This is a genomic window from Neisseria sp. P0006.S004 (genome assembly GCF_051963015.1).
Lineage (GTDB): Bacteria > Pseudomonadota > Gammaproteobacteria > Burkholderiales > Neisseriaceae > Neisseria.
In genome coordinates, this window is the sequence record NZ_JBQCUS010000001.1 from 621,537 (window position 1) to 632,341 (window position 10,805).

Annotated in this window: 10 protein-coding genes; 5 read left to right on the forward strand and 5 right to left on the reverse strand. The window is 40.0% G+C overall.

Annotated features, from left to right (window positions below; translation table 11 throughout):
- Positions 1-18: 18 nt before the first annotated feature.
- Complete coding sequence (locus ACTHR2_RS02940; RefSeq protein ID WP_263336217.1) at positions 19-1,827, forward strand: ATP-dependent nuclease; 1,809 nt, start codon at positions 19-21, stop codon at positions 1,825-1,827.
- Positions 1,828-1,971: 144 nt separating this feature from the next.
- Here ACTHR2_RS02940 and ACTHR2_RS02945 read toward each other — a convergent pair whose 3' ends face one another.
- A complete protein-coding gene (locus ACTHR2_RS02945; protein ID WP_440375331.1) occupies positions 1,972-2,862 on the reverse strand; it encodes a LysR family transcriptional regulator in 891 nt (296 codons plus the stop codon).
- A gap of 128 nt (positions 2,863-2,990) precedes the next feature.
- On the opposite strand from ACTHR2_RS02945, the gene ACTHR2_RS02950 reads away from it, so the two are divergent.
- On the forward strand, positions 2,991-3,839 hold the full coding sequence (locus tag ACTHR2_RS02950) for an aldo/keto reductase (protein ID WP_440375332.1): 849 nt from the start codon (positions 2,991-2,993) through the stop codon (positions 3,837-3,839).
- 123 nt (positions 3,840-3,962) lie between these two features.
- Here the strand turns inward: ACTHR2_RS02950 and ACTHR2_RS02955 are convergent, their stop codons facing one another.
- Positions 3,963-5,033: a lipocalin-like domain-containing protein gene (locus ACTHR2_RS02955; RefSeq protein WP_263336225.1), complete on the reverse strand. Its 1,071-nt coding sequence runs from the start codon at positions 5,031-5,033 to the stop codon at positions 3,963-3,965.
- A 151-nt stretch (positions 5,034-5,184) separates the two neighbouring features.
- On the opposite strand from ACTHR2_RS02955, the gene ACTHR2_RS02960 reads away from it, so the two are divergent.
- The 3 genes from ACTHR2_RS02960 (at position 5,185) to ACTHR2_RS02970 (ending at position 7,582) form a co-directional block, all read left to right on the forward strand.
- Entirely contained in the window at positions 5,185-5,751 is a 567-nt protein-coding gene (locus ACTHR2_RS02960) for a TetR/AcrR family transcriptional regulator (protein WP_263336228.1), read from the forward strand.
- A 234-nt stretch (positions 5,752-5,985) separates the two neighbouring features.
- Positions 5,986-6,297, forward strand: coding sequence for an ArsR/SmtB family transcription factor (locus ACTHR2_RS02965; RefSeq protein ID WP_308111336.1), 312 nt, complete (start codon positions 5,986-5,988; stop codon positions 6,295-6,297).
- A 73-nt stretch (positions 6,298-6,370) separates the two neighbouring features.
- Positions 6,371-7,582 (forward strand): NADH:flavin oxidoreductase/NADH oxidase family protein, encoded by a 1,212-nt coding sequence (locus ACTHR2_RS02970; RefSeq protein ID WP_440375333.1) that lies wholly within the window; start codon positions 6,371-6,373, stop codon positions 7,580-7,582.
- An 806-nt stretch (positions 7,583-8,388) separates the two neighbouring features.
- On the opposite strand, the gene ACTHR2_RS02975 is transcribed toward ACTHR2_RS02970, so the two are convergent.
- The 3 genes from ACTHR2_RS02975 to ACTHR2_RS02985 form a co-directional block, all read right to left on the reverse strand.
- Positions 8,389-8,871: a hypothetical protein gene (locus tag ACTHR2_RS02975; protein ID WP_440375334.1), complete on the reverse strand. Its 483-nt coding sequence runs from the start codon at positions 8,869-8,871 to the stop codon at positions 8,389-8,391.
- A 459-nt stretch (positions 8,872-9,330) separates the two neighbouring features.
- Positions 9,331-9,726: a pentapeptide repeat-containing protein gene (locus ACTHR2_RS02980; protein WP_150537337.1), complete on the reverse strand. Its 396-nt coding sequence runs from the start codon at positions 9,724-9,726 to the stop codon at positions 9,331-9,333.
- Between the two features lie 5 nt (positions 9,727-9,731).
- On the reverse strand, positions 9,732-10,805 hold a 1,074-nt coding region (locus ACTHR2_RS02985; protein WP_440375335.1), incomplete at its 5' end, for an RHS repeat domain-containing protein.

Genomic DNA, 10,805 nt, shown 5'->3' on the forward strand with positions numbered 1-10,805 from the left:
TTAATAAGGAACTAAATTATGGAATTTCCATTATCTATTACAGCTAATATCAATAGCCATGAAGGTAATTTTTCTAGAGAAATTGAACTACGATCACCATTAACATTTATTGTTGGGCCAAATGGTTCAGGAAAAACTCATTTATTAAAGGGATTAAAAGAAAGTTTTAATAGTTACACGCATAAAAATGTTCGTTTTATTTCTGCTGGACGGTTAGGTCCTTTGGAAAGATATCGTTCCAATTATGACCAATATGATCGCCCTAGAGAGGCAGATAATGCCACACATGGTCATAAATCTGATTCTGAATATCGCCATAAAATAGAAACTATTAATGGAGATTTTCATACACTGTCAGCTCGCACTGATATTTTAATTAAGGTCAGAGAACGTTTACAAAAATTGTTTAAACGAAATATTAAAATTGATTGGGATGCTGGAAATTTAAAAGTATCATTTGCTAGGCTAGATAACGGTAATTCATATTACTCCTCTGGGCGTGAAGCATCCGGTTTATTACATCTGGTTGGAATTTTATCTGCACTATACGATGATGAAGTCGGGGTTTTACTTATTGATGAGCCTGAAGTTTCATTACACCCACAATTACAAGCCTTTCTACTTAAAGAAATTACACGAGTTGCAGGAATTCCTAAGCAGAATGACTATAAAAAAATAATTGTGATGGCAACACACTCAACGGAAATGATCAAGATTTCTAAAACAGATGATTTGTTATCTTTTATTTTTTGTAATGATTTAAAAGAAGATCCTATTCAAATTCCCAAAGATGCAGGAGAGTTACAAAATAAACACTTAAAATCTCTTGTTGCTCGATTAGGACAAGAGCACAAATTAGCCTTATTCTCTAGAACACCTCTTTTAGTTGAAGGTCCATCTGATGTTATTATCTGCAATGCACTTTCAGATAAATTAGATTTAAATCTTGAAGCAGCAGGTTCTCAGATATTACCGATTAATGGTAAGGAAGCTATGTCTGAAACAGTTAAGTTATTTAGACTAATGGGTAAAACACCAACAGTTTTAGTTGATGCAGATGCTTTTGCGGATAGTTTGAATCTAGTTCGTGACTATTTTCATAATGAACAAATACAAAATGCTGCAGATAGATTAGCTAGTAAAAACGGTCATTCAGGTATTTTAGCTCTTGCAAAGAATATTTATGACGACTTCTGTTCGTTAGTCCAAAATAACTGGGATGATATTGCTAACATAGCTCAAAATCATTCATATTTTACCTTATCAGAAAATGAATTATTGAATAAAAAACGCTCAGCTTTATGTACAGTATTAAATGAGCAAAATTTGAATGATGATTGGAATAATATAAAAAATAGACTCACTGTATTATTTGATATTTTTGAAAAAATGGGATTGTTTATTTTAAAAAAAGGAGCTCTTGAATCCTATTATCATGATAATAATGCAATTACAGATAAAGTTGATGATGCAGTTACTGAAAGTGAATATATTTTATCTTCATCAGAAAAGCTTGAAAGCACATACCAAGATATTCTGAAGTGCTTGAAATATGCATCAGATAGTGAATCTATTGATGAATCAAGAGCAATTCGAGATGAGCTTTTAGACTTTTTTTCCACAATTTATGCCCATTATAAGAGCGGGGAAGAAAATTTGGATACATTAGGAAGACAGTCATCAATATTTTCTTATCGAATTAATGAAGAAGGGAAACTAGAATTATCCATAACTAGTAACGTGCTAGATGTAACAGGTTTTCCTATTATCTTGAATAAAAATGATGATTTACTAACGGTTATTAATAAGAAGTTAGGAATTGAATAAATTGAATGGATCTTAAACACTAATATTTTCTTTAATAGGAAGTTTTAGGTGGATTAAGACTTTAAGTGGTCGAATTTTAAGATGATTTGTAAAAACATCTTAAAATCTGACCGCTCTTTGTTATGAAAAAAGCCGTCTGAAATTTCAGACGGCTTTAACTTTTAACGCATCCACAATCAACTTAAACACATTGGAATGCCCGCGGCGGCTGGGGTAATAGAGGTAAAGCGGTTCGTAAGTCATAGCATACTCAGGCAACAGCTCAACCAGGTGCCCCGAATTGAGTGCATCCGCTACGCTCATATGTGCTATCCACGCAATGCCAAGGCCGTCTGAAACGGCTTGCAGGCGCAGATGATTGTTGATGGAAAACTGCGATTTAGGTGTGAACGTAATCAGCTCTTTTTTGTATTTGAATTCCCACTGCATCTCCGTGCCATGTTCAGCGGAGAGTTTTATGCCGATAAGGCGGTGTTGTTGCAGATCATCAATATTTTTCGGTGAACCGTGTTGTGCCAAATAATCGGGCGAGGCAACCAATACCATTTTGAGCGGTGCGGAAATTGGTACCGCAATCATCTCTTTCGCTACCTTGTTACCTAACCGAACGCCCATATCAAATCCTTCTTTCACAATATCTGCCCAACGATCGTCCACCACGATTTCCAAGCGGGTTTTCGGGTATTGGTTCAAAATCGGCTTTAATTTTGGATACAACACGGCTTCCGCTGCTATTACAGGGGCATTGATGCGAATCAATCCCGATGGCGTATTCAAAAAATCATTTAATGCATCGACTTCTTGGTTTATGGCTTGATAAAGTGGGGAAAGTTGGTCGAAAAGCTGCTGCCCGGCTTCGGTCAGCGACACATTGCGTGTAGTGCGGTTGAACAGACGCAAATTTAGCCGCGTTTCTAAATTTTTCATGCTATGGCTCAACGCCGAAGAAGAAATCCCCAAAAGTTGCCCCGCTTTCACAAAACTCTGCGTTTGCGCCAGTGTCAAAAAATAATTCAGCTCGTTAAAGTTCTGCATTTTCCTACCCCGTTTTAGGTGATTAGTGAATTTAATTCACGACATCATAAAACCAAACCTAATTTATCTCAATAAAAACACGGGCTAAAATGGCTACACTTTCATGAGAACAAACAGGAGACAATATCATGCAAAACATCACATTAAACAACGGCGTACAAATTCCTGCACTTGGTTTCGGCGTATTCCAAATTCCGCCCGCAGAAACCGAACAGGCCGTGATTGCCGCCATCAAGGCAGGCTATCGTCACATCGACACCGCGCAGGTTTATATGAATGAAACCGAAGTCGGTTTGGGGATTAAAAACAGCGGTGTGGCACGCGAAGAATTATTTGTTACCACCAAAATTTGGGTGGAAAATTTCGGCTACGAAGCCGCCAAAGCCTCGCTGGATCGTTCATTGGGCCGTCTGAATTTGGATTACATCGATATGGTGCTGATTCATCAGCCTTACGGCGACAGCTACGGCACATGGCGCGCGCTGGAAGAATATCAGGCAGCCGGCAAAATCCACGCTATCGGCGTGAGCAATTTTTCGCCCGTACGCGCGGTGGATTTGGGACTATTCAATAAAGTGATGCCGCAGGCTAATCAGATTGAAATCAATCCGTTCCAACAAAAAACCGAAGCCGTTACCGCTTTGCAGGCTGAAGGCATCGCCGTGGAAGCATGGGCGCCGTTTGCCGAAGGCAAAAATGATATTTTCCACAACCCTGTATTAAGCAAAATCGGTGCGAAATATGGAAAATCCGTGGCGCAGGTGATTACCCGCTGGCTGGTGGAACGTGGCATCATCGTGTTGGCAAAATCCACCAAACCCGAACGCATGGCGGAAAACTTGAACGTCTTTGACTTTGCCCTCAGCGATGAAGACAAAGCCGAAATTGCCAAACTGGACGGTACGTTCGCCGCCATCGTCAATCACGACACGGTGGATAATTTGAAACGTATCGCTTCATGGAAAACGGGACAATAACCGCAAACATCACATCCCTTTTTTTATAAATTTAGGGCTAATCTACGTCAGCCCCAAAATCTATTGGGAATTATATAGTGCTACCGCTTGAACCTAAACCGAAGCGGTGATTTAAACCATCAATTAAGGCAATAAAGCCTTGCCAAAATACATCAGCTCCCAAAGTGCTTCATCTTCTGCATAGGCAACCTGATTGCCATTGACAAAATGGGCAATGCTCACCTTACCAACAAATCGCAAATAAGCCCCGTCATCGCCTGCTTCCAACATTTTGGCTCGTTGTTCAGGTGTGGCTTGGTCAATAAACTTAGATGCCATAATTGTTTTTTCTCTATGGAAAGTAATGACATAGCGATGCTCATCATTGACCACTTCGTATTTGACGATGTCGGCAACAGGTTTTTGGGTGGCTTCATCAATGTGGATTTCGTCAATGGAAAAACGCACCGCCTGTTCATCGTCCGCCACAATCTGCCCATTTTTTGCCAACATAAACAGCGTTTGTGGCGTGTAATCAAATGCTTCGGCTGCTGTGATGTGCGAGGCAATCACGGTAAAATCGCCCACTTTGGCACGCCCCCAATACCAATGATGAATCAAAGACTTCATCGGTGCATTGCCCCAGTTGTGGTCGTGATAGCCTGTGCCTTGTGCCACAAATTGTTCATCGCCAAGCTTGATATTTGCCGACACTTCACCTTGCGGTACACTCGGCAACCACGCAAACAATTTGTCGCCACAATACATATGCCCTGATTTTGGTCGCCACGCTCTGATTTGCCCTGTTAAAGTCACATCAACCGACAATTCATCAATCTGGGCTTGAATGTGGTAGCGGTGCAAATCGCCTTTAAAATGATTGTCGGCAATTTTTACATCGCAAGTTTCTTTTGCGCTTGTAAAGGTATCAGCAGGGAATAATTTGGTTTTTTGCACTGAACGTCCATCTGGCAATTCAAGGGCAATGCGGATAAATGGCGACAAAGGCAAATGGGGCATCGTGTTTGGCTTGGTATAAAATACCACCACTAATTTTGCACCATTGTCTAAATGAGCATCAAAATACCACCATTCCCAAGTGCCAGACGAACCATCAGTCCGCAAACCGTCTTCAAAAGGCTTAACCTCCACAGGATCAATCCCTAGTTTTTCATAGTCGGTCATGTCGTTTGCTAAATACATTGATTGGGACATTACATATTCTCCGTTAACAATTCATAAGATGGGCTCATTCTAAAAGATTGTTTGGTCAATAAAAATGGTCAAATTAACCCTCAAATGGTATAATAAGAGTATAAATTTTAAAATCTGTATTTATAAATAGATGAATTGAGGTAATATTGTTATGCCGTCTGAAAAACAAGACCTACGGGTACAAAAAACACACAAAGCCATTCGCACCGCTTTTGTGGAATTGTTGCAAGAGAAGTCTTTTGAAAACATTGCAGTGCAACAGATTTTGGATAGGGCATTGGTTAATAGAAATACTTTTTATAAATATTATTCAGGCAAAAGCGATTTGGCAGGGGCGATGATTAGTGAATTAAAAGCGGAATATTCCTATTTGATTGAAAAACGAAAACAAATTATTGATTTAAATGAATTCATTGAAATTATTTTGCCGCTATTTTATGAAAAACGGCGATTGATTTTGGCGTTATGGACAATTAAAACCAAACGCCATCATTTGTGGGACGATATGTTTTTAATGTTAAAAAATCATTATATCGCCAAGCAACAAACACAATTCCCTCATAAAAATTTGGATTATCAAGGGGAAATGGTTGCTCATTTAATCTTAAAAACTTTGCACTATTATTTTAAACAAGATTTACCCGTTCCCATTCGCCAAGTGTGGGCGGAATTGAGTGAAATGGTTAAGGCTGTTCAGGCTGCCGACATTCTTATGTAACGATGTAATTAAAAATCCACAAGTAGAACAATACTTATCAGACTACCAAGCACACTTGGAAACAGTGTTTGGTTAATGATAAAACATCAACTTGAAGAGGTGGGCTTTTGCCCACCATTTTGTCAGTCGCTAATTGGTACGCGAACCCGTCTTCTAAAATTCCCTTTGACATTCCCCATCGTTCCCTTTAAAATGCGTTCAAGTTTTTAAACATATAAACTCAAGAAGCCGAATATGCCGCAACAAACCATGAATTTAATGCGCGAGTGCATTCCCATCTTTACCGTGTTGAGCGATGAAAACCGCCATCAAATCCTGCGCGTGCTGTGGGAACACGGCAGAATGAATGTGAATGAGCTGACCGAGCATCTGCATCTGTCGCGCCCTGCGGTGTCGCATCACTTGAAAATCATGCTACAAGCCGGGGCAGTGGCGGTGGAGCAGGTCGGCAAAGAGCGGTTTTACAGTATCGCCATGGCGGATGCGGTGGCAAGATTGAAACAGCTTACCGATTTAATGGCTCAAAATTGCCCGCTTTCAAAATAGGGTTATCTATTAACCCTTTATTTTCACCCAGATACGTTTACATTTTTAAACTTATCAACTTAAAGGAACGATTATGTTATTCACTTCATTCACTTTTCCAAACGGCAAAATTGCCAAAAACCGTATCTTCAAATCCGCCATGGAAGAGCAACTTGCCCAAAACGACCAGCCGTCTGAAAAACTCATCCGCCTGTACGACACTTGGGCGCAAGGTGGTGCGGGCGTTTTGGTTACGGGCAATGTGATGGTCGCCGAAAGCGGCAAAGGTTCGATAAACGATGTGGTGATTTCAGACGGCCGCAGCCTTGAGATGCTGAAAAAATGGGCGAAAGCCGGCACGCAAAACGACACGCTGCTCATCATGCAAATTAATCATGCGGGTAAACAGTCGCCTGCGGTAGTCAATAAAACGCCGCTTGCGCCGAGCGCCGTGCCGTTGGTGGGCATGGATGGCTTCATCAACCCGCCGCGTGAATTGACTGCCGATGAAATCAACGGGCTGATTCAGCAATTCGTACAAACCGCCAAAATTGCCGAACAGGCAGGCTTTTCAGGCGTACAAATTCACGCCGCACACGGCTATCTCATCAGCCAATTTCTCTCACCGCACCACAACCGCCGCCAAGACCAATGGGGCGGCAGTTTGGAAAACCGTATGCGCTTCCTTTTGGAAACCTACACCGCTATCCGCGCCGCTGTGGGCAAAGATTTCTTGGTGGGCGTAAAACTCAATTCGGCGGATTTCCAAAAAGGCGGTTTTGACGAAAGCGAATCGGTACAGGTGGTGCAAAAACTATCGGAAATGGGCATTGATTTTATTGAAGTTTCCGGAGGCAACTACGAAAGCCCGCAAATGCTCGCCGCCAAAGACAGCACCCGCAAACGCGAAGCCTTCTTCATCGATTACGCCGAAAAAGCCCGTGCAGTCAGCCAAGTTCCGCTGATTATCACCGGCGGTTTTCGTTCACAAAGTGCAATGGAAGATGCCTTATCTAGCGGCCATTTGGATTTGGTCGGCGTCGCCCGCCCGTTTGCCTTAGTGCCTGATTTGGCGAACCAAATGCAAAACGGCACTTACCAAACCGTGCAAATCGACCGCATCAAAACTGGCGTAGCATTTGTTGATAAAAAAGTGGGCGCAATGTTGGAAATGAACTGGTATATGACGCAAATGGACTTAATTGGCCAAGGCAAACAGCCTGATCCTAAATTATCGGCGTGGAAAGTATTGTTGAAAACTTTGTGGGAAAACGGCAAAGCAGGGTTAAGTACGGGTAGAGCTTGATGGGGCAAGCGATTGGATTTGAATGAGGATTAAATTTTTAAATTTAACCGTATTTAAAAGCATGGAATATAAATAAATTGATACTAAAAAACCGTTTGAATCTTTAAGTTCAAATGATTTTTAGAATTTTAGATATCCACTGAGCGATACAAAAGATCCTGTTCTTTGAAAGTGGCTTAGAATAAGAATTTAAAAAATACTAATTAAATTAGTAAATTATGATTATAATTTATAATCATAATTTAACATAATATAAATTATTTTCCTTTTTCCTATTCTTATACAAATTCCGCTTATTGTTCCTGTATGTCAAATGAGAATTAATAGTACTCTAGAGAGTGTGCTCATAGTACTCCAATTTTTATTATAAAATCAATAGGTTTTAAGAGAAATTTGTCTGTAACTCTACCACTTAATTATTGAGTAATAGAGTAGGGTAGAGGGGAGGAAACTTATTACGATATTAAGTACCTTCAGCTCATAGCATATAGCTAATTTATAATGTAAAGGCCATCTGAATATCAGACGTCCTCCTGTCTATTAGAATTTAGACATTGTAAATTTCTTCGTTCTTCACATTTTCTTAAGGCTTCCGCTTCAGTCGTACCCGGAGGGTTTATACCAAAAAAGCTGAACCATCCTTGTAACTTGAGTCAACTAATACGATCGATCTGAAAAAAAAAAACTTGCTCAAACTGAAATCAAAATAAAGCCATCGTTAACACCGAGATTTGGAAAGCTACGTGAAGGTTTTTCAAAGAGTACGAAGCATTTTACTTTCAGGACAAGCTTTGAGTTGGAACAGATCATTTGTTCTTATAGATGAGATTTTCAGGTTTTTTGTCGGGAGAAATAAGAAGTTTATCAAGGTATTCGGGGTCATGCCAGTCATCCCAAGGTGCTAGACTAAAATAAGCTTTAATAAAATCATCAATAATAGCTGAACCTTCGGTATTAATACCCATAATATTTCCTTGTTTAATTAAATCAATATTAGGAAAATATTGTTTCAGTATATTTTTATTTACTATACCTTGTTGAATAATTGGCCAGAATCCTTTATCTAACGATTCTTCAGTAATAAACATAGCAGCAATAACATCGTTTTTATCTATTTTTATATCTTCATATAAAGGAAGGTTTTTTGAGGAAATTTTCATTTTGGTAATTAAGCAGGTTACACCTATCCAATCATATTTTCCAAGAATCTGTCCAACAGCTAAAAAATCATCTTCTATGGGAATGCCAAAATAATCGCCTACCTGCCATTTCTGTTTTTTTCTTGCCATTTTTTAAAGTTCCTTTCTGTAATTCAATAAGGCATGGGAATTTTTCCACCTGCTGCACGGTAGCGAGGTTCAGACATCTGATGACGTTTATTGGCCAAAGGTCCTCCTCGACTCTTGATACCGCCTTGTAATCTAATGTGATCTTCTTCCAATCGGTCTAGACATTGACCAGATTTAGTTTGCCCAAGTAAGGTAAACCTGTGAGTTGCTATGAATGCTCTATTATGTTCTCTTTGCCTGGCAAAATATCTTATTGAGGATTTGGCTTGGCCTACATATTTTTCGCCAGTTTTAGGATGTGTCCTCAGATAAACAATTCCACAAGTACCTGGTGGACAATAGCAGGGGTCAGTTTTCTCTGATTCTGGTTTGCTACACACTCCTTATGGCCTCTAGAGGCAATTACTGCTGTTGCCGTCTAAAAGGCGGCTTGGATGCCTTGTTCAACATTGTAATAAATTATATTTCATTTGTAGAAAATATATTATCTTCTATATAGCAGTTTTGAAAAGAGCAATTAGATATTAAATTATCTTGTATATGCATTGATCTGAATACACAATTAATAAATGTGCAATTAGTAAATTTTGTATTACAAACTATTGCCGTAATAAAAGAACAATTAATAAAATTACAATTAGTAAAGGAACTATAGCTTATGAAAGCACCACGAAATGAACAGAAAGAAAATTTGAGACTTCCAATTTCCCTATGGGATATTTCGTATCTGTGAAAATCAATATTATCTATATGGGTTAACTGTCTAGAAATTAAGACATCTAATTCTTTTGTTTCGATTTTAATTAGAGACTTTATAATATTTTTAAGTAATTCTTGAATGTCATTTGATATCATTTTTATTACCACCAATCTATAGGGTCTGGTTGTATATCTCTCAAAGGTATTCTTGGTTTAGATAATGGAGCAGTTCCTGGGGTACTAGCAGGTATTTGATTACACAATAATCCAGCTACCATTCTATGGTTACCATCTACAATAGTATTTCCATCCATTTTAACTGGAGGGGCAATACTACCTCTTTCAATCAATGCTGTGTATCTCGCAACAGCAGGGATGGAAACACTTTTTTGTAATGTTAGATAAGATGTTTTTGCCGTAACCATTTTAATGTTGTCTACTGTAGCATCTAAACATTTCTTACGTTTTTTTTCTTCCTGGCATTTTCCTGTACATGTATCGCTTTCCGATAATGCAATAACACCTGTTGCTGCAACTCCAAGTGCCCCATACACAATCCATTTAGGCCATGCCACATCACTGGGGTCTGGAGTCATTGTATCAATTGCAATCATAGACAATACCCCTTTGGCTACGCCAACAGCGTTCAATCCCCAAGGGTCTATCATATTCTGTGTATTTGTCGAAAATTGATAGAAGTTACTACCACCCATCAACCCAATCGGATCCTGATTCACAAACCGACCCGCATCAGGCTCATAATACCTGAAGAAGTTGTAATGCAGCCCTGTCTCACGGTCAGCGTACTGGTTTTGCAATCGGAAGGGTTGGTATGCGTTATACGTTACCTTGGTTTCCTCTTTCAGACGACCCCAGCCGGTGTAGTTGCCGAACCATAAGAGGTTGCCGTCCTTATCGGTCATCTCTCTCGGGATACCGATTTGGTCGCAGTGGAAGTAGTGGGTTTGCTGTTTGCTTTCACCATCTTCGTTGGTCCAGTTGCATACCTGCGCCAAGGGTTCGTAGCTGTTGGGATCGGTGTAGAGATAGGTATACCTGCCGTCAGGGTGGACTTCCTGCAAGAGGTGGCTGCCGTCCCAAACGAAGCGGGTTTGGTTTTCGAGGCCGTTCCCGCCTAAATCATGCGGGAATGACGTTTCTGAAACTTCTTCGTTTTTCAGACGGCCTTTGCCTATCCTTCTGCCCAGGGCGTCGTAGGTGTAGGCCCAAGTCTC